Below are 18,594 nucleotides of genomic sequence, written 5' to 3' on the forward strand. Positions count from 1 at the left end.
GAACCTCTGAACAACGCACTTCAAATGCGCGACACTACACACCTACGTTGAGGAGTCATCCATGCAACTGACGTTCGGTGACGCTGAAGGTTTGGGCAAGCGCAAGCAGACTCGCTGCGAGATCTTCCTGGCCGAGATGGAGCAGGTGGTTCCGTGGAGGCATTTGCTCGGACTGATCGCGCCGCACTATCCGGTGTCGGGGCGGCCTGGTCGACAGCCGTACGCACTGGCGACGATGTTGCCGATTCATTTGCTGCAGCAGTGGTATGCGTTGAGCGATCCGGCGATGGAAGAAGCGTTGCACGAGATCCGGACCTTGCGCCGTTTTGCCCGGCTCGGTGGTTTGGACAATGTTCCCGACGAGACCACGATTCTCAACTTTCGCCGCTTGCTGGAAACCCATGGCCTTGCAGCGCGGATGCTGGAGGCCGTCAACGCGGATCTGGTGCGCAAGGGTCAGAGCCTGCGGTCCGGCACGATCGTCGATGCAACCCTGATCGCTGCGCCCAGTTCGACCAAGAACACCGACCGCGCGCGCGACCCTGAAATGCATCAGACCAAGAAAGGCAATCAGTGGTATTTTGGGATGAAGGCACCCATCGGCGTGGATGAGTTTTCCGGGCTGGTGCACCACGTCCGTTGTACGGCTGCCAATGTGGCCGATGTCACGGTGACCCACGCATTGCTGCACGGCAAAGAAGACAGTGTGTTCGGCGACAGCGGCTACACCGGTGCGGACAAACGCGAAGAACTGCAGACCTGCAAGGCTGGTTTTTTCATTGCCGCCAAGCGTTCGACGATTCAAGCCATTGGCAACAAACGCGAGCGCCGCCAGGAAGAACGTTGGGAATACTTCAAAGCAAGTGTGCGTGCGAAGGTGGAGCATCCATTCCGCGTGATCAAACGCCAGTTTGGCTACACCAAGGTCCGCTATCGCGGCCTGGCCAAGAACACCGCGCATGTGCTGACCCTGTTCGCACTATCCAATCTGTGGATGGTGCGCCGGCAGTTGCTGCCGGCCAGGGGATAATGCTGTCTGGCGCCAGCCAACGCCGCAAGAAACCGTAGAAATCGTATCGTACGCATCAACTCTGTGCGCTATTGGCACGCAGCAGGCTCGAATTTTAGAGGTCTGGTGCGTTGTTCAGACCTTCCCTAGCGCGCAGGTGTCGCTTCAATGCCTGCAAACAGGTCAGGTCGCGACAGCGGCCATCGAGCCTGAGTCGCGAACGGCCAGGTCAGTGCAGGCGTATGTCTTGGAGCGATTCTGCAAACGCCAACTGTCTCTGAAACGCTTGGAAATCTCTATGTGGTGCGCTTTTCGCACATCGCTCACTCGCTGAGTAGTCATTGCCTCGCAATGCGTGTCTATTCCGCCACCTCTTCGACCTGCTTTGGATGTGGCCGGGTCTCGGCCAGCTGCCAGAAAATCAGCGTCGAGGACAGCGTCATCGCACCAACGCACAGGAAGGTCGCGTGCAGTGCTGCGGTGGCACCGTGGCTGTCGCCCAGATGCGTGTTGAACGCGGTCAACAAGCTGCCCGCCGCCGCCGCGCCGAAGCCGGTTGCCAGCATCATCACCATCGACAGCAGGCTGTTGCCTGGGCTGGCATGCTCGCGGCCCAAGTCGCGCAGGGTGACGGTGTTCATCACGGTAAATTGCAGTGAATTTACGCCGCCAAAGCACGTCAACTGCACCAAGCGCATCCAGAGCGATTGACCGACGTCGATCAATGCGAAGCTAGCCATCGCCAGGCCCACCAGCACGGTATTGAGCATCAGGGTGCGGCGGTAGCCGAAGTGGCCGACCAGCTTCACCGCTGAACGTTTGGTGGCCATGCCGGCCAGCGCCACCGGCACCATCATCAGTCCGGCATTCATCGGGCTCATCCCTAAGCCCACTTGCAGCAACAACGGAATCAGCAACGGCATCGAGCTGCTGCCCACGCGTGCGAACAGATTGCCCAGAATGCCGATGCGATAACTGGCCACCTTGAACAAGGCCAGCGGAAACACCGCGTTGGTGGTGTTGCCCGCATGCAGCCAATAGCCAGCCAACGCCGCCAGCCCGCCGATCGCCAGCAGCATCACAAACGCGTGGCGCAGGCCGAGTTCGGAAATGCCGTCCAAGGCCAGCGACAGCGCCACCATGCCGAACGCCAGCATCAAATATCCGATCAGATCGAAGCGTTTGCGCGCTTCGCCGTAGTGGTCCGGCATGATCTTGAGCGCGGCAATAAAGCCGATCACGCCGATCGGCAGATTGATCAAGAACACCCAATGCCACGAGGCGACTTCCACCAGCCAGCCACCCAAGGTGGGGCCGATGAGCGGGCCGATCAGTGCTGGAATGGCGATGAAGCTCATCGCACGCAAGAAGTCTTCGCGTGCCACCGTCTTGAGCACCGCCAATCTGCCTACCGGCAGCAGCATTGCGCCGCCGACCCCTTGTACCACGCGCGCTGCCACCAACTGCGGCAATCGCTGCGCGGCTGCGCACAGCAACGAGCCCAGCGTGAACACGATAATCGCCGCCAGAAAGGTGCGTCGCGTGCCGAAGCGGTCTGCAATCCAGCCCGATGCCGGGATGAACATCGCTACCGCCAGCGCATAACTGAAGACCACCGACTGCATCTGCAGCGGGCTTTCGTGCAGGCTGCGCGCCATCGACGGTAACGCCGTGTTGACGATGGTGGCATCCAGCATCTGCATGAAGATCGCCAGCGACACCAGCCACAACAGCGGCTTTATGGTGTCGTAGGGACGCAATGCGGAGACGGGCTGAGACATGGTTGCTACGTTCGATAGAACGTCACATTATTCCGGCTGCGGTGTGCAGGAACTCAGAAGGTTGTGCGCATTCGCGAGGTCTGTTGATCGACGGAGCGCCCGCGCACCGTCGATCGCGCCTGGCTCAACGCTTGCTCAACGTCTGCACTGCTTCGACCAGCACACCAACGTGGTCCGGATTCATATCTGGCGACATGCCGTGGCCGAGGTTGAAGACGTGGCCCTCGCGCGAGCCGCCGTTGCCTTGGGCGTAGCTGTCCAAGGTCTTGCCGACTTCGATGCGGATCGCCTCGGGCGAGCCGTACAGGGTGGCCGGGTCCAGGTTGCCTTGCAGTGCGACTCGGCCGCCGGCGCGTTGGGTGGCATCTGCCAGCGAGATGGTCCAGTCCACGCCTATGGCTTCGGCGCCGCTGGCGGCCAGGTCGGCCACATACGCGCCGTTGCCTTTGCCGAACAAGACCAGCGGGGTGCGCTCCGCATCGTCGCCACGTTCCAGCTCATGCGCAATGCGGGTAAGGTAGGGCAGCGAGAATTCGCGGTACATCGCAGGCGACAGCACGCCGCCCCAGGTGTCGAACACCTGTAACGCTTGTGCACCGGCTGCGCGTTGTGCGGACAGGTAGGCGATCACCGCATCGGTGACGATGCCGAGCAAGTGGTGCAGCACGTCGGGCGCATTGAAGGCCATTGCCTTGATGCGCGCGTATTCCTTGCTGCCGCCGCCTTCGATCATGTAGCAGGCCAGTGTCCATGGGCTGCCGGAGAAGCCGATCAGCGGCACCGCGCCGTCGAGCTCGCGGCGGATCAGGCGCACCGCATCCATCACGTAACGCAGCTCGGTTTCCATGTCCGGCACGCCCAGGCGATGGATCGCGGCGGCATCGCGTACCGGATGGCGAAACTTCGGGCCTTCGCCTTCGACGAAGTAAAGCTCAAGGCCCATCGCATCGGGAATGGTCAGGATGTCGGAGAACAGGATCGCCGCATCCAGCGGAAAGCGCTGCAGCGGCTGCAGCGTCACTTCGCAGGCAATGTCCGGGTTCTTGGCCATGCCCAAGAAGCTGCCGGCGCGTGCGCGGGTGGCGCGGTATTCCGGCAGATAGCGGCCGGCCTGACGCATCAGCCACACGGGCGTGCGGTCCACGGGCTGGCGGTCCAGGGCCCGCAACAGGCGATCGTTCTTGAGCATGGGTGATCCTCAGCGCGGCGCGTCGGCGCCGCCGGTGATGAGTTGGAAGCCGCGTTTGAGATGGGCGTCGCGCGCCTTGTCGAAGGCGCGGTCGGCTTCATCCTGCTGCAGGTATTGGTCGCGTCGCAGCTGGGTGCGTCCACCGATCTGGCCGCTCTCGCGCAGCAGTTCCCAACCGCCGAACAGATCCGGTTGCAGGGTCAGCTGGACGTAGCGGAGGGGCGTGTTGCCGCCAGGGTCGTGTTGCAGAAGAATGCGCATAGGGCCGATTGTAGCTGGGCGCTGCTCAAAGCTGGGGGAGCAGGGATTTGGAGCGTTGCGAGTCGGGTCAGCCGCCTGCTGGTCCGCCCATAAAAGCGCACCGTGCACGGCATTGCGTCAGACCACCGCGCACACGGCAGCCATCCGAATTGTCAGAACGGCTGCCGACGGCTTCAGCCGTCACGCTTTAGCGATCGGCGCGGTGCCCCTCTGCTCGCCAGAATCTGCAGCACCGCTGCTTCGTCGACATCGGGCACGACTTGGGCCTTGCCGATGCCGCGCCATAACACCAGACGCAAGCGGCCGGCGATGTTCTTTTTGTCCAGCCGCATGCGCCCCAGCAGGGCTTCCGGCGACAGGCCGGCCGGGATCTCGGTTGGCAGCTCGAAGTCGTGCAGCAGGCCGCGCAGCGCCTCGGTGTCCTGCGCATCGCTCATGCCCAGCGCGGCCGACAAACGGGCCGCCAGCACCATGCCGACCGCGACCGCTTCGCCATGGTTGAGGTTGTCGTTGCCGGACGCGCCGTAGCCTTGTTCGGTCTCGATCGCGTGGCCGAAGCTGTGGCCCAGATTGAGCAAGGCGCGCTCGCCTTTTTCCAGCGGATCGCGCGCGACGATCTCGGCCTTGTGTTCGCAGCTGCGCGCGATGGCCTGCGCCAGCGCGGCGGCGTCACTGTCCAGCAAGGCGCGGCGTTCGGCGTGCAGCCACTGGAAAAACAGCGGGTCGCCGATGGCGCCGTACTTGATCACCTCGGCCAGGCCGGCACGTAGCTCGCGCGCGGGCAGGGTGCGCAAGGTGTCGGTATCGGCGATCACTGCGCGCGGCGGATGGAACGCGCCGACCAGGTTCTTGCCCTGCGGGATGTCCACCGCAGTCTTGCCGCCGACCGACGAGTCCACCATCGCCAGCAGGCTGGTGGGCAGTTGCACGCAATCCACGCCGCGCATCCAGCAGGCCGCTGCGAAGCCGGCCAGATCGCCCACTACGCCGCCGCCCAGTGCGAACACGCAGGCGTCGCGGGTGGCGCCCAACTCGGCCAGCGCGGTGATCGCAGCGCCGAAGTTGTCCAGCGTCTTGGAGGCTTCACCGGCTGCGATGACCAACTCGCCGATCTGCAAATCCGTGCGCGCCTGCAGCAGCGCGCCGCGCACGCCGGCCGCGTAATGCGGGGCAACCTGCGAGTCGCTGAGCAGCAGCACGTGGCGCCCGCGCACATGGCTGGCCAGGCGCGCGCCGTCGGCCAGCAGGCCTGGGGCAATGGTGATGGTGTAAGGCTGCGCGCCGTCGACATCGACGCTGCGCCAGGAACGGGGAAGTATCATGCGGGGGTACTCGACATGCGCCATTGCGCCGCCAGGCGCGACACCAGCTGCGCGGTGGCCTCGGCGGGGGAAAGATGATCGGTTTCCAGGCTGAGGTCGGCGACCTCCTGGTACAGCGGGGTGCGCTGCGCGGCCATCGCGTGCAGCACCTGCTCGCGATCGGCGCGATGCAGCAGCGGGCGATTGCGATCGCGCGCCAGCCGCGTCAACTGCGCCGGCACGCCGACGTGCAGATACACCACAAAACCGCGCCCGCGGATGCGTTGGCGGTTGAGCGGATCCAGCACTGCGCCGCCACCGGTGGAAATCAGCTTGTTGTCCTGTTCCAGTAGCGCACGCAGGATCTCGACTTCGTGCTGCCGAAATCGCGCTTCGCCGTGCTTTTCGAAGATGGCCGGGATGCTGCTGCCGACGTGTTCGACGATGGCCTGATCCACGTCGACGAAGTCCAGCCCGAAGCGCTCGGCCAAGCGACGACCGATGCAGCTTTTTCCGGCGCCCATCGGGCCGACCATCACGAGATTGGGTGCGGGGTTCATGCGCAGGGATCGTAGCATTCACGCCATCGGGCTGGGCCGATCAGGGGTGGTTGACGCCATTCCCGGGCGTGGATGCCTGCGACAGATACCTCTGTTGGTCGCGCATAGGCCAAATGCAGGCGATGCGCCCACAATAGCCGCCAATCTTGCTGCCCACGCACCGTCATGACCGATCTGTACGCAGAAGCCCTTGCCACCTTTACCGCGCTGTACGGCGAGGCACACAACAGTGCCGAACTCGAAGCCAGTGCAATGACCGTAGCCACTGCCAACCTGGATGGCCGGCCGAGCGCGCGCACCGTGTTGCTCAAGGGCTTCGATGCACGCGGGTTCGTGTTCTACACCCATCTGGACAGCGCCAAGGGCCGCGACCTGCAGATCCATCCGCAGGCGGCGCTGCTGTTTCTGTGGCGCAGCCTGCGCGAAGCCGGCGTGCAGGTGCGCATCGAAGGCGGCGTACAGTTGGTGAGCGCGGACGAATCCGATGCCTACTTCGCCTCGCGCCCGCGCATGAGCCAGATCGGCGCCTGGGCCTCGCTGCAGTCGCAGACGCTGGGCTCGCGCGAGGAGTTCGACGCGGCCATCGCCAAGGTCGAAGCCACCTTCGCGGGCCGCGACGTGCCGCGCCCTGATGGCTGGGGCGGCTTCCGGGTGGTGCCGCAGGCGTTCGAGTTCTGGTACGGCGCCAAGTTCCGCCTGCACGAGCGTTGGCGTTATGAAGCCGATACGGCAAGCCATTGGAGCAAGCGGATGCTGTATCCGTAAGCCTGCAGGCCGGCTGGCGGGTACGCGCTGCGCTTGACGCAGATCTCCCGGCATTGCTGGCATTGCGCCTGACCTTGCCGCCGGATGCCGAAGACAGCGCCGCCCAGGCTGCGCATGCGGCATGTGGGTTCGAGTCAACTGAACGGGTGGTCTGCGTCCGGCTGGCGCCTGCCTGACCAGCCGCCGGGCAGCCTTTCTGCCGGTCGCGAACAGTCTGTAGTATGTCCGCCCATCGCATGACTATTGCTGCATAACCACCGCTGCATGACCATAAGGACAGGACATCGTATGACGCAGTACACCACTGTCGAATTGCACGGCCTGCTCGCCGAGCGCTACCGCGACCAGCTGCTTGAGGTCGAGCTGATCGACGGGCTGGAGCCGGCCATCAACCTCACCCTGGCCGACCATGGCGACATGCAGATCCAGGTCGCCGCGTCCGGCTCGCAGGTGTTTGTTTCAACGCTGCTGGCCAATGCCGACCAAGTGAGCGATCGCGCCGCCTTCAACGACGCCTGCCTGCGACTCAATCCGCTCAATCCGTTGTCCAACCTGGGCCTGGTGCAGGTCGACGGCAAGGATTGCTACGTGGTCTTCGGCGAACTGTCGGCGTCTTCCACGCTCGATCAGATCGATGAAGAAATCCAGACCCTGGCGGCCAATACGCTGGATGCCGCCGAATCTCTCAAGTCGTTCTTTTCCTAAAGGCGTGTTGTCATGAGTATTTTTTCCAAGCTGATCACGCTGCTGCGTGGCACTGCACACGAAACCGGCCAGAAAGCGGTCGACGCCAACGCGCTGCGCATCCTGGATCAGGAAATGCGTGATGCCGGCGCTCAGCTCACGCGTTCGCGCGAGGAGCTGACCAAGCTGATGGCGCAGAGCAAGCTGGCCCAGCAGAAGATCGAAGCGCGCGCTGGCAAGATGGCCGAGTACACGCGCTATATCGAAGGTGCGCTGGCCAAGAACGACGAGGCGCTGGCGCACGATGTGGCGGCCAAGCTGGCTGCGCTGGAAAGCGAAGATGCCGGCGACAAGGCGTCCAAGACCGCGCTCGACCAGTCGGTGGTGACGCTCAAGGCCACCATCCAGAAGACCGAAAACCAGCTGCGCGGCATGCGTCAGCAGATCGATACGGTCAAGGCCACCGACGCGGTGCAGAAGGCGCAGGCAGCGATTGCTGCGCGGCATTCCGGTGCCAGCAGCAAGATGGGCTCGGCACTGGAATCGCTGGAGCGTATCAAGGCGCGTCAGGCCGAAACCTCTGCGCGCATCGAATCGGCCGAAGAGCTGGAATCGTCCACCGGCGATGGCGCTTTGAATCGGCGTCTGGCCGCGGCTGGACTGATGGAAGGCGACTCCAACGCCGCCGCGGTGCTGGCGCGCTTCAAGAGGCCGGTAGGCCAGCTCGGCCATGACGCTGTCAGCGGCACTGCGCCGCTGATCGGCCAGGTGCGCGACGTGCAGCAGGTTCCGCGCAGCGACAGCTGATCCACCGCACGGCACAGGACGCGCCATGATTATCGTCGGACGGTTGTTCCAGAGAATGATTGCGGCGCCATGTGCGCCGCGTCAGCCGGGGCTTGGTGGCGCTGGCGCACATGGTGCTGAGTCGCGCGCTGTTGATGGCTGGCGAGCACGAGCGCGTCGGCCTGCACGCGTTTGCGTACTACTTCATGACCACCGTCACCCTCATCGGCTACGGCGACCTGTTACCTGGGTCGCTGGCCGGGCGTTATCTCGCCGTGTTCGTGTTGATGCCGGGCGCGGTGGCGCTATTCGCTACGGTGCTGGCCAGACCAGCGGCATGCGCATTACTTTCTGGAGGCGGCACCAGATGGCTGCTGGGCTTGCGCCTGACCGATGGCGCGTTGCGGTTGAACCCGCCAGCACATACCGCGGGGGCGGCCGGCGCCATGCTGTATTACCTGGCCGAGCAGCGCGCGCCTGTGCATGCCATCGCATGGCAAGCTCTGTGTACTGCGGCCGTTTCCACTTCCCCATGCCACAAGGCGCATGACGATGAGTTTTTTCAGCAAGTTGTTCGGTCAACCGCAACCGCCGCCGCTGCCTACTTCCGGCACCGGTGCGATCGGTCACACCCTGCCCCTTGGCCTGCGTATCGGCGGCCAGGTGGAGATCGACACCACCCTGTACCGCATGGCGCCCGACGCCATGACCGCCGAGTTGCCGGGGGGCCATCAAGGCATTCCGTGCTATGGCCATGTCGATCTGGGCGACGGCTATTGCTTGCACCGCTTCTATCTGGATGACGACGCGTTGCTGCAGGTCACCACGGTGGGCGGCGATCTGGAAGCGATGAAGGCGTTCGTGTATTGCGAGACGGTCAACCCGCCCAGCAAGCAGGCGTTTCAGGAGTTCGTGATGCAGCATCCGCATCTGGGTGCGGCACAGATCGAGTACGCCGGCAAGCGCTGGCAGCGTGCCACGCAGTCCACCGATGACACGGCCCGAATTCCGCCGATCGCCTACGACGAGGTGCTGTACCGCTATCAGCCGCCGCGGCGCGATGGCGATCTGACCCACTACGCCATGCTCTATAGCCGCGACGTGCCCGAGTTGCAGCGCGAAGAATTCTTGCTGGTCACTGGCGAGGATTCCGGCCCCAACGAATTCTGCGTCACCTATGCGGTCGGCATCGATGTCACCGTGGCCGATCTCGATATCACCTGAGCGTGCGCGCTCGTCTTCCACTTACCTTGGCGCTGTCATGAACCCGATCAACCTGCAGAGTTTCGTCGCGTTTCTTTCCTATTTCGCCACTGGCCTGGGCGTGTTGGTCGTCTCGGTGGTGCTGGTGACCCTGGTCACCCCGCACAAGGACTTCGCCTTGCTGCGTCAGGGCAATGTGGCCGCTGCCACCGCGCTGGCCGGCAATCTGATCGGTGTGGCGCTGCCGCTGCATTCGGCCATCACCCATTCGGTGAGCCTGGTCGATGCGCTGATCTGGGGCATGGTCGCCTGCGGCATCCAGATCGTGGCGTATATGTTGGCCAATCTCGTAGCCGGGCGCATCTCGCGGCAGATCACCGACAACGTTACCGCGGCGGGCATTTTTTCGGCTGGCGTGTCGATCGCGGTCGGCCTGATCAACGCCGCGGCGATCACGCCGTAACGGAGCGCAGGCATGAAGCGATCACGCGATCTCAAACTTACCTTGATGGCCGCATTGCCGGCCGCCTTCGTCACCGGTTGCGGCTCCGAGCCGGAAACCGGTGTGGTGTTGCAGTCGGCCTCCGACTGCTACCAGATCAAGCAGGAACAGACCGACATCCAGCAGTGCCTCAAGGCCTACGATGAGGCGATGGCCAAGCATCAACAGGCTGCGCCGCGCTTCACCTCGCGCGACGAGTGCGATGCGCAATTCGGCAGCTGCACCGAAGCGCAGGGCCAGAGCCAGGGCCAGCACAGCTGGATCCCGCCGATGGGCGGGTTCTTGCTGGGCTACGCACTGGGCAACATGAGTGGCGGTGGCTATCGCTATGGCGGCGCGATGCCGCTGTATCGCGACTACCGCAGCGGCGGTTACTACAAGCCCAACGGCGATCTGGCCAGTAACCGCATCGGCACCGTGCGCGGGGGCAGCGGCGCGATCGACATGCCATCACGTGCGATCACTGTCTCGCGTTCGGGTTTCGGCTCCAGTGCGGCGGCGCGTAGTTCGTTCGGCAGCGGCGGGAGCAGTTCCGGGTACGGCGGCTAATATGCAACGGATCGCGATTGCCGAACGCCCGGATTGGCGCGAATACGCCGAGTCGCTCGGCTTCCATTTCCATACCATCGACGGCGAACCGTACTGGGACGAGCGTACGTATTACGCGTTTTCGCTAAGGCAGATTGAAGACGACATCGAAGCGCCTACGCAAGAACTGCACGACATGGCGATGCACTTGGTGGACGAGGTGGTGAGCTCCGAAGCGTTGATGACGCAGCTGGCGATTCCACGGTTCTACTGGGACTGGATTGCCAACGCGTGGAAGAACCGCGACCCGCATCTGTATGGCCGCATGGACCTGGCCTATGCCGGCGACGGCCCGGCCAAGTTGTACGAACTCAATTACGACACGCCGACCTCTCTGTACGAATCCGCATATTTCCAGTGGGTGTGGCTGGAACAACAGATCGCCGCTGGCTTGCTGCCCAAAGGCACCGATCAATACAACCTGATCCAGGATCTGCTGTGCGAAACCTTGGGCGCGCTGGCGCTGGATGGTGCGATCGGAGCGCAGATGCATTTTTCTGCCGTGCGCGACTCGCTGGAAGATCGCGCCACAGTGCGTTATCTGCGCGATTGCGCGCACCAGGTGGGCATCAGCACCGAGGAAGTGGCTATCGAAGACATCGGTCTGAGCGCCGATGGCTGGTTCACCGATGCGCAGGACCGGGTGATCCACACGCTGTTCAAACTGTATCCGCTGGAATTCATGATGGAAGAGCGGTTCGGCCCGGCGCTGTGCGCCAACCGCGTGCGTCTGATCGAGCCGGCGTGGAAATCGGTGCTGAGCAACAAGGGCATCCTGCCGCTGTTGTGGGAGCGTCATCAAGGCCATCCGAATTTGCTGCCGGCACGTTTTGCCCAAGCTGGCGAAGCGCCGACAGCCGGCTGGGTGCGCAAGCCACTGCTATCGCGCGAAGGTGCCAACATCGCGCTGGTCACTGCACAGGGTGATGCTGCGCAGACCGATGGGCCGTATGTGGATGGGCCGGCGATTTTGCAGGCGCACCATCCGTTGCCGGTGTTCGACGGCCGGCACGCGCTGGTGGGAAGTTGGGTGGTGGCTGATCGCCCGGCCGGGCTGGGCATGCGCGACGATGATGGCCCGATCACCCGCGACACCTCGCGTTTCGTTCCGCACGTCATCGTCGGTTGATACGCGTGTGAGTGTGCATCGCCACTAGTGAGGTGGCGGTGTTGCGTATCCGATTGAACGGTATTGCCGACGGCGCACCTCGATCCGTGTCTCTGTGCTGCAAGTAGCATGTTGCTGCCAGGCACGACGGACGACTTTAGCGGCATTGCTCATCGGCTTAATTCATGCTTGACCTGCGCGCAAGGCCTGGAATCCATGCAAGACGGCGCATCTTTTCCACACCCCCTGTGGATGGAAGTTGCACAAGGCTGTGGACAAGTGAGCGCAGGCCCCGGCCTGTAATGCTGTCAAGATAGGCGGTGAAAAAAATGACCAGGCGTTCGCAGGGATGGTTTTGACGCTGTCGGTCGGCGCGATCTCGACAGAATCGGCAAAGTCATTGGAGCAGCATCGTCGCGATTTGTTGGCCGCCCAGTTTCAAGTGCCGAGCATGTAGATCGTGCACGCCGTCCAAACCGCGCAAGTGATGCAGGCAATTGGAGCCATGCCGGTCGACTGGCCACGACGCTTCAGCATCCGCGATCAGCGCTTCATTCCCTCGGCACCTCTATGCCCGCCGCATCGCGCATCACACCCGCCGCGCCATGAGCAAGCTCGCCACCGCAAGCAGCCAGCAGCAGGCCAACCCGAACACGCTCAGGTATGCAGTGACTGTCGCCGATGCGAGCGGCGCGGCAAACAACGCGCCTGCCAGCGCCAGCATGCCGGCCACCGCAATCGCTTCGCTCAGCTGCAGCGCTGCACTGTTGGCGCCTCGCTGCGCAGACGCTGACAACGACACCGTCAACACCGGCAGGCCGGGAGGCAGCAGGCACGTGCCCAGGCCGGTCAGCGCCCCAGCCGGCAATCGCCACCGGTACCGAATTGCTAGCCACGCCGCACCTGCGCTGATCACGATGCCCAGCGACATCCAGCAGCGCGCCGGAGTTGAAGTCAATGCAATGCAGCGTGAGTTGTCCAAGGGCGAGGTAGCCAAGCGCAGTGGTGCGGCGGTGTCTGCACTGCATTTTTACGCGCGCAAAGGCTTGATCCGTAGCTTGCATACCGCAGGCAATCAACGCCGTTATGCGCGCAATGCGTTGCGGCGGATTCTCGCCGTTGCGTTGTTGTTGGCGTGCGTCAGCTCACATGCGCTTGCCGCTCCCGCAACACGCGCACCAGCTCCGGCAAGGGACTTCGACCCGCTGGCCTTGTTCGCACCGTTGCAACTGCCTGACGCACCCAATGCCTATCGCATCGGTAGCGGGGTGCCCGGCCCGCTATTTTGGCGGAACCGCGCCGACCACGACCTCAACGCCAGCATCGACCCGGTCAGTCAAACGCTCGCCGGCGATGCAGCGATCCACTAACCAATCACAGCCCGGATACATTGGATGTGTTGTGACCGCAGTTGGACCAGAACATCTAAGAACCTGTTCACGATCTTTCCTGATTGGTGCAGACTCTGCGGATGCGCCAAAAAACCTATCCGAGTGACATGAGCCGGGAGCGTTTCGAACACATCCTCCCGATCCTAGAACAAGCGCGCAAGCGCACCAAGCCACGCCGAGTGGATATGTATGAGGTGTGGTGCGCAGTGTTGTACGTGCTGCGAACCGGTTGCCAATGGCGAGCGCTACCCAGCGACTTTCCGAAGTGGCGGACCGTGCACTCGTACTTTGCCAAGTGGAGCGAGTGCGACGATGAAGGAGTGAGCCTGCTGGAGCGGGCGCTCAAAAAATCAGGTTGGCGTGGCCCGCGAGAAACAGGAGCGCAACATCTTCAGCAGGTTCTTGATCGTGGACGCGCAGAGCGTCAAGAACACGGACACAGCCGGGCAAAAGGGATATGACGCGGGCAAAAAGGTGTCGGGCATCAAGCGGCATATCACTGTTGATACCCAGGGGTTGCTCCATGCCATCGCGGTGACGACGGCGGAGGTGACCGACCGCAAAGGTGCGCTGCAGGCGCTGGAGCGCTGTCAGTCAAACTTGACGCATGTACAAAGCCTGCTGTGCGACAGTGGTTACACCGGAGTACCGTTTGCCGAAGGCGTGCGAGAGATTCTAGGCGAGCAGCTCACGGTGCAGATTGCCAAGCGCAGCGAACTGCACACCTTCAAGGTCATGCCCAAGCGCTGGATCGTCGAGCGCAGTTTTACCTGGCTGGAGAAAAACCGAAGGCTGTGGAAGAACTGCGAGCGCAAACTCAACACCAGCTTGCAGTTCATCCATCTGGCCTTCTTGGCGCTTCTACTCAAAAGATCGTGAACAGGCTCTAAGTAAGAGCGCCGCAGCGGCAGCTTTCTGCACCGCAGGCGGTTGCGCATTGGGCGCCACCAGCAACGGAAGAATATCAGCATTGATGTGCAGGTAGCGCCAACGCGTGCAAGAAACGCGGCAATGGCCGCGCGCTACACGCTGTTGGTGCTGCTGACGTTGTCGTCCAGCGCACAGGCCTGGCACCCGCAATACTCGCCATGGCCGCAGCCTCCGGCTGGTTCGCAATGCAAGGCGGGCGCACTGCAGCCGCAAGAGGGCAGCCCGCAATGGGTCGGTAGCGCTCCGCCCAAGCGAAGCGCCGTCCAACGCGGCAAGCGATGCACCGACTGTCACGCGCAGTGGCCGCTTACGGGCCGAAGTATGTAGAAATGGTGGAATACACGTCCGCCAAGCGCGAGTAGTAATCCGGTTCGGTCTGTGCGGCGCAGAACGAATAGCCGCCATACAGCCCACCGCGCAGTTGGTAGGCGCCACCACTGGCGATGGTGAACAACCCCGCGCCAGACGAGCCGCCTTCGGTCACGCCGTCGTTCCAGACCACGCGGTACATGGGGCTCTTGCCGTCGATGGACGTGCTCAATGCATTCACGGTGCCCAGCGAGTACTTTTTGACGTCGCTGGAGGGATGGTGGATGCCCACAATCGACGTACCGGTCGCGCCGATCGCCGCGCTGTTCCACGCTGCGTAGAACGCGCCGCTTGGCGGTGCGGTCTTCAACTCCAGCAAGGCGGTGTCACGGGTGGTGTTGGCATGACGCAGAAACGCACCTCCGGTCAGCGTGGTCGCCTGCGAACTGGCGGTATTGCCATTGCAGGTCGCCGCATCGTAGAACCAGTAGGTCTGCAGCGTGTTGGCAACGGTCTGCGTGCTGATGCAATGCGCCGCGGTCCAGAACAGATTGCGCTTGGGCGAGTTGGTGTTGTTGAGCAAGGTGCCCGTGCACAGGAACGAGCCCCGGTTGTTGGTGTACAGTATGCGCGCCACGGCCTTGGCCGCATTGTTGAAGCCGGCAGTGGGATTGGCACGGCAGACGATGTCGTTCTGGCAGGAATCGCTCTCGCCGATGGCAATGGTCATCATGTCGCGCGTGCTGGCGGTAGGGCTGATGTCCAGATGTGAGAGCTGCGGAATGCTGAGGCTGAAGTTTTCCGGGTACAGACCGGCCGGCAGCGACAGTTCGATCAACAGGTTCTCGCCGCTCACTGCCGGCGACCAACCGATGTCGTTGCCGCTGGCAGCGAAGTTGGCACCGGATTGTTCGAACACGCCTCCGTCGTCGCCGGCAAAGCGCAGCGTCACCTTGGACGGATCGCCCGGCATTGCGCCGGCGCCCCGTAGAGTCAGCGATGCACGCAGTGACACCGCCTCTGCTGAGTTGACCTTCAAGGTCGCAACGTGGGAGCCATCGCCGGCCACCCGCCAATCGAGCTTGGACAGATTCACCAGCGGCTGCGCCACTGCACGCGAGAAGCCGATCTGCAACGGCTGAGCGTGTTTGAGCTGCGCAATGCGGCGCTCACGCACACGACTGATTTCGGTGCTGGTGGGAGCACTGAGCTGCACTATGCGCGTAGGCAGGATGCCGCCACGTAAACTTGCCGACTGCAATGTCGCCGCGCCGAGCTTGGCCGCTTGTGGCGCGGTGCTGGCCGGCGCTGCGTCCATCTCGGCGGGCGGCGCGGCGAGCGCGGCGCCGGAAACAGCGGAGAACAGCGCCAAATACAACGCATTCTTGCGATTCATTGGTAGTCCTTCTCGTCAGGGATCAGCAGGCTGCAGCGGGGGCTGCAACATACGAGCGCCATCGTCGACGCCGAACGAGGCTAACGAAATTTTACAGATGAATATGTGCTGAAAATCTCGCTCATAGGCAAGTATTAAATAAAAATATAATTGCATTAAATTGCATCAGTTCGCTTCGTCATGTAGGCGACTGATCTTTGCCAAGCGCATGCGCAACTGTGGAAGCCAAGCGCGCCGCTTGGACGATGCGTCACCGTTCAGCGCATCGCTGCACTAGCTACTCTTAGCGGGCGATTCGGCGTGCAGGCGCGACGCATCCGGCAATGCGTCGAATTCCAGTCATTTGGTGTCACGGTGCGATTCGCCAGCCTCTGATCACGCTTGCAGGCAGGTGCGTTGCGATTGCAGCAGGCATCGGCGCACCGATCGCTGCGTACTGAGGGATGTCGGCGTTATTCCAACGCATCGCTTGCGCGGAACTCGGTCGAGCGACCGCTGATTTTCAGGAAAGCCAGTACCGCCAGGCCCACCGCCATCCACGTGGTGCCACCGAGTTGCGCATGCCGGTCGGCACTTATCAGCACATAGGCCAGGATGACGATGCCGATCAATGGCACCACACCGTGCAGCACCAGACGGCCCTGCGCGCGGAAATGCCACAGCACCGCGATATGCAGCAGGATAAATGCGGTCAGCGCGCCGACGTTGCACAGCGAAGACAGCAGCGCGATCTGGCCAACGAACACTTCGCCCAACACCATGCTCAAGCCGGCAACCAGCAAGATGGCGCGCTGCGGCACGCCGGTGCGTGGATGGATGTAGCGCAAAAACCCCGGCAGCTGGCGGTCGCGCGCCATGGCGAACAACAGGCGCGATGTGGCGGCCTGCGCGACCAACGAATTGGCGATCGCAGCGCTGATCGCTACCGTGAGCGCAATGACGATCTGCAGCCAAGGCCCCGCGATCAGCCGCCCGATCTCGAAGAACGCATCGTTGGACGCCTGCGCGCTGGGGTAGCGCTGCAAGTCCGGCTGCAGCAACGCCGCCAGCCACGTCTGCAGCACGAACAGACCCGCCACGATCAGCAGCGCCAACAAGGTGGCGCGCCCGACTACACGATTGCCGCCGCGCGCTTCTTCCGACAAGGTGGAAATCGCATCGAAACCGAGGAACGACACCACTGCCACCGACAACGCACTGAAGATCAACTGCGGGGAAAATGCTTGCGGGTTGTAAAACGGACGCGAACTCCAGTACGCGCCGTTGACGCCGCGCTGGATCGCCAACGTCGCCAGCGCCACGAACACCGCCAGCACTATCAGCTGCGCGAACAGAAAAAAGCGATTGGCACGCGCGGTGGTTTCTATGCCGCGCAGATTGACCAAGGTATTGAGCACGACGAAAAACGCGATCCACGCCGGTTGCGGTACCGCCGGCAACACGTTGTGCATCGCATTGGCACCGACCACGTACAACAGCGTCGGCACCAGTAAATAGTCGAGCAGGATCGCCCAGCCAGCCAAAAACCCCATGCCGCTGCTCAATCCTCGCCCCACATAGGCGTACACCGAGCCAGCCACCGGAAACGCCTGCGACATCTGCTGATAGCTCAAGGCGGTGAACAGCATCGCCACAAAGCCGACCAGATAGGTCAGCGGCACCATCCCGGCGCTGATGTCGAACACGCCGCCAAAGATGGAGAACGGCGCCGTCGGCACCATGAACACCAGTCCGTAGATCAGCAGATCCTTGAGCGTGAGCTGCCGCTTGAGCTCTTGCGCGTAGCCAAAGCGTTCCAGCGTGGCCGCATCGTCGCGGTGTGGTGTGTCGGTCATGCATGTGTCCGCTGAAAGGAGTGCCGAGTCGTAAGCAGGCGCGGCAAGGCGCTTGCGTGTTGATGTTGCGTTGCAGCTATCTGACCGGCATTGTGACGGTAATGCGGCCGGCAAGCCCATCCATTGGTAAAAGTGCTAGGTTTTCCATGCTGGATGTCACCCAGTGGCAAATGCTGGCACCGAAGGAGCGACCATGTTCGACACTCTGGCCAGCCTGGGCCGCGATCTGCAGGCGCTGCATACGCTCAATGGCTGCCTGGATCGGGTATTTCGCGATGTCTGTGCGCTCGGTTTCCAGTCGCTTGTCTACGACTACGCGCCGGTACCGCTGAGCATGGAAGGCACGCTGATTACGCCAACGGTGTTCATACAACGCAATGCGCCGGGCGACATGCAGCATGTCTGGTGCGAGCATGGGTATTACCAACATGATCCCGTTCAGCAACGTGCGACGCGGCGCACCACGCCTTTCGTGTGGTCGTACCGCACCGATGGCGACCGAGCGGGGCTTGAATACGTCGGTGGACAGCATCGCCAGGTGACGCAATATCTGTGCGACAGCGGCATGGGCACCGGTGTCACCGTTCCGCTGCATCTGCCCGGCGGCGCATTCGCAACGTTCAGTGGTGCAGTTGATGCCGTCGCCGCCGAGGCGCCACGGCTGGCCGTTGCACAGCTGTCGCCGTTCCTGTTGCTGGCCCACACCTTCCAGGCGCGTGCGCAGGAGTTGCTGGATCCGCACGAACGCCGCTGCCACCACATCGTCTTGACCCGTCGCGAGCGCGAGTGCCTGCAGTACTCGGCCAAGGGACTGACTGCGAAGAGCATCGCAGCTGCGCTCAATCGTTCCACTGCCACGGTGAACCTGCATCTGAACTCCGCCGCGCGCAAGCTGGGCGCGCGCAATCGCGTCGAGGCGGTCGTGCGCGGTATGCACTATCGGTTGCTGGAGCCATAAGCCTGGCAATAGTTACTGCGATAGATGCGCTGAGTTGA

Annotated in this window: 18 protein-coding genes and 2 pseudogenes; 12 read left to right on the forward strand and 8 right to left on the reverse strand. The window is 62.8% G+C overall.

Features of this window, described 5'->3' with window-relative positions; translation table 11 throughout:
* Positions 1-61 precede the first annotated feature (61 nt).
* Positions 62-1,030 (forward strand): IS5 family transposase, encoded by a 969-nt coding sequence (locus PD885_RS04840; RefSeq protein ID WP_088056675.1) that lies wholly within the window; start codon positions 62-64, stop codon positions 1,028-1,030.
* 338 nt (positions 1,031-1,368) lie between these two features.
* On the opposite strand, the gene mdtD is transcribed toward PD885_RS04840, so the two are convergent.
* The 5 genes from mdtD to PD885_RS04865 all read right to left on the reverse strand — a co-directional run bounded on the left by mdtD (position 1,369) and on the right by PD885_RS04865 (position 6,101).
* Positions 1,369-2,790, reverse strand: coding sequence for a multidrug transporter subunit MdtD (mdtD, locus tag PD885_RS04845; protein ID WP_002807948.1), 1,422 nt, complete (start codon positions 2,788-2,790; stop codon positions 1,369-1,371).
* A 124-nt stretch (positions 2,791-2,914) separates the two neighbouring features.
* The gene (hemE, locus tag PD885_RS04850; RefSeq protein ID WP_002807950.1) at positions 2,915-3,979 is read right to left on the reverse strand and encodes a uroporphyrinogen decarboxylase; all 1,065 of its coding nucleotides are present in this window, start codon (positions 3,977-3,979) and stop codon (positions 2,915-2,917) included.
* Positions 3,980-3,988: 9 nt separating this feature from the next.
* Positions 3,989-4,240 carry a WGR domain-containing protein gene (locus PD885_RS04855; protein WP_002807952.1) on the reverse strand — a complete coding sequence of 84 codons (252 nt, stop codon included), beginning with the start codon at positions 4,238-4,240 and terminating at the stop codon, positions 3,989-3,991.
* A 173-nt stretch (positions 4,241-4,413) separates the two neighbouring features.
* Entirely contained in the window at positions 4,414-5,562 is a 1,149-nt protein-coding gene (gene aroB / locus PD885_RS04860; RefSeq protein WP_088056676.1) for a 3-dehydroquinate synthase, read from the reverse strand.
* On the reverse strand, positions 5,559-6,101 hold the full coding sequence (locus PD885_RS04865) for a shikimate kinase (protein ID WP_002807956.1): 543 nt from the start codon (positions 6,099-6,101) through the stop codon (positions 5,559-5,561). The genes aroB and PD885_RS04865 overlap by 4 nt, the downstream gene beginning before the upstream one ends.
* 165 nt (positions 6,102-6,266) lie before the next feature.
* Between PD885_RS04865 and pdxH the strand changes: the two genes are divergently transcribed.
* The 8 genes and pseudogenes from pdxH to PD885_RS04910 all read left to right on the forward strand — a co-directional run bounded on the left by pdxH (position 6,267) and on the right by PD885_RS04910 (position 11,758).
* Positions 6,267-6,866, forward strand: a complete 600-nt coding sequence (pdxH, locus tag PD885_RS04870; RefSeq protein WP_002807958.1) for a pyridoxamine 5'-phosphate oxidase — start codon at positions 6,267-6,269, stop codon at positions 6,864-6,866.
* Positions 6,867-7,154: 288 nt separating this feature from the next.
* A complete protein-coding gene (locus PD885_RS04880; RefSeq protein WP_002807963.1) occupies positions 7,155-7,571 on the forward strand; it encodes a YjfI family protein in 417 nt (138 codons plus the stop codon).
* 12 nt (positions 7,572-7,583) lie between these two features.
* Entirely contained in the window at positions 7,584-8,357 is a 774-nt protein-coding gene (locus PD885_RS04885; RefSeq protein ID WP_002807966.1) for a PspA/IM30 family protein, read from the forward strand.
* Positions 8,358-8,382: 25 nt separating this feature from the next.
* A pseudogene (locus PD885_RS04890) lies at positions 8,383-8,706 on the forward strand (ion channel); the annotation flags it as partial.
* A gap of 176 nt (positions 8,707-8,882) precedes the next feature.
* Positions 8,883-9,560 carry a YjfK family protein gene (locus PD885_RS04895; protein ID WP_040762604.1) on the forward strand — a complete coding sequence of 226 codons (678 nt, stop codon included), beginning with the start codon at positions 8,883-8,885 and terminating at the stop codon, positions 9,558-9,560.
* Positions 9,561-9,597: 37 nt separating this feature from the next.
* Positions 9,598-10,002, forward strand: a complete 405-nt coding sequence (locus PD885_RS04900; RefSeq protein WP_002807970.1) for a DUF350 domain-containing protein — start codon at positions 9,598-9,600, stop codon at positions 10,000-10,002.
* A gap of 12 nt (positions 10,003-10,014) precedes the next feature.
* Positions 10,015-10,590: a DUF1190 domain-containing protein gene (locus PD885_RS04905; RefSeq protein ID WP_002807972.1), complete on the forward strand. Its 576-nt coding sequence runs from the start codon at positions 10,015-10,017 to the stop codon at positions 10,588-10,590.
* Position 10,591: 1 nt separating this feature from the next.
* Positions 10,592-11,758: a glutathionylspermidine synthase family protein gene (locus PD885_RS04910; protein WP_002807974.1), complete on the forward strand. Its 1,167-nt coding sequence runs from the start codon at positions 10,592-10,594 to the stop codon at positions 11,756-11,758.
* Between the two features lie 568 nt (positions 11,759-12,326).
* Here PD885_RS04910 and PD885_RS04915 read toward each other — a convergent pair.
* Positions 12,327-12,668: pseudogene (locus PD885_RS04915) on the reverse strand (MFS transporter); the annotation flags it as partial.
* A gap of 31 nt (positions 12,669-12,699) precedes the next feature.
* Here PD885_RS04915 and PD885_RS22395 point away from each other — a divergent pair.
* Positions 12,700-13,107, forward strand: a complete 408-nt coding sequence (locus PD885_RS22395) for a MerR family DNA-binding transcriptional regulator (protein WP_323193895.1) — start codon at positions 12,700-12,702, stop codon at positions 13,105-13,107.
* A gap of 101 nt (positions 13,108-13,208) precedes the next feature.
* Positions 13,209-14,007 (forward strand): IS5 family transposase gene (locus tag PD885_RS04925; protein ID WP_088056677.1). Its coding sequence is split into 2 segments (ribosomal slippage): positions 13,209-13,480 and positions 13,479-14,007, totalling 801 coding nucleotides; the frame shifts between segments, so codons are not numbered across the junction.
* Between the two features lie 358 nt (positions 14,008-14,365).
* On the opposite strand, the gene PD885_RS04935 is transcribed toward PD885_RS04925, so the two are convergent.
* Together PD885_RS04935 and PD885_RS04940 are read right to left on the reverse strand one after the other, a co-directional pair.
* Entirely contained in the window at positions 14,366-15,763 is a 1,398-nt protein-coding gene (locus tag PD885_RS04935; RefSeq protein WP_002807981.1) for a trypsin-like serine peptidase, read from the reverse strand.
* A 452-nt stretch (positions 15,764-16,215) separates the two neighbouring features.
* Positions 16,216-17,598, reverse strand: a complete 1,383-nt coding sequence (locus PD885_RS04940; RefSeq protein ID WP_002807983.1) for an APC family permease — start codon at positions 17,596-17,598, stop codon at positions 16,216-16,218.
* Between the two features lie 193 nt (positions 17,599-17,791).
* Here PD885_RS04940 and PD885_RS04945 point away from each other — a divergent pair, with 193 nt between their 5' ends.
* On the forward strand, positions 17,792-18,556 hold the full coding sequence (locus tag PD885_RS04945; RefSeq protein ID WP_002807988.1) for a LuxR family transcriptional regulator: 765 nt from the start codon (positions 17,792-17,794) through the stop codon (positions 18,554-18,556).
* The last annotated feature ends 38 nt before the right edge of the window (positions 18,557-18,594 follow it).

Origin of the sequence: Xanthomonas fragariae, from assembly GCF_900183975.1 — a bacterium.
In the GTDB taxonomy this organism is placed as follows: Bacteria; Pseudomonadota; Gammaproteobacteria; order Xanthomonadales; family Xanthomonadaceae; genus Xanthomonas; species Xanthomonas fragariae.